The following is a 661-nucleotide window of genomic DNA, read 5'->3' as shown; positions in this document are numbered from 1 at the left end:
ACTCCAAGGACCACGCCGACGCGATGAAGGCGAATTCCGGTGCGGCTGACCAGGCGGGCCAGTCTCAGGATCAACTAGCGCAGAGTGCTGAGGAGGCTGCGCAGGCGCTCAAGGAGCAGGTCGATGCCTACAAGCAGCTCAACTCGGTGCTGCTGCAGCAGCGCAGCGGCTCGCGTGGATACCAGGCCGCGATCGACGCCGCGACCGATGCGCTGAAGAAGAACGGTCACACGCTTGACGAAACGACCGAGGCTGGCCGAGCGAATGGTGACGCGCTTGACGCCATGGCGCAGAAGGCGGGCGACTTCGCGTCGAGTCAGTTTGCGCTGCACCAGAACACGGCCGAAGCGAACGCGATTCTCGTCGACGCCCGGAAGCGTTACGTCGACATGGCGATCGCCATGGGTGACACGCGGCCGCGCAAGGAGATCGAGGCTCTTGCCAACCAGATCATCCAGGTGCGCGACAAGGCCGGGCAGCCCGTTGATCTCAAGGTTTCGGCGACTGGCGTCGACGCTGTCACGACCAAGCTGAACAAGGCGGGCAAGCTCGTCGCCACGCTCAAAGGCTCGAAGGTCGAGATTCCCGCTGAGACGCCGAACGCGCCGCAGGTGCTGCAGACGCTGACGGCGCTGGGGTTGACGGCGAAGCAGCTGTCGTC

Annotated in this window: 1 protein-coding gene; it reads left to right on the top strand. The window is 64.8% G+C overall.

The window, feature by feature from the left end:
* A partial coding sequence (locus ACBJ32_RS59380; RefSeq protein ID WP_375134404.1) for a hypothetical protein occupies positions 1 to 661 on the top strand: 661 nt, incomplete at both ends.

This window comes from Nonomuraea sp. GTA35 (genome assembly GCF_041950525.1).
Lineage (GTDB): Bacteria > Actinomycetota > Actinomycetes > Streptosporangiales > Streptosporangiaceae > Nonomuraea.
This window is presented reverse-complemented; position numbering and strand designations above follow the sequence as displayed.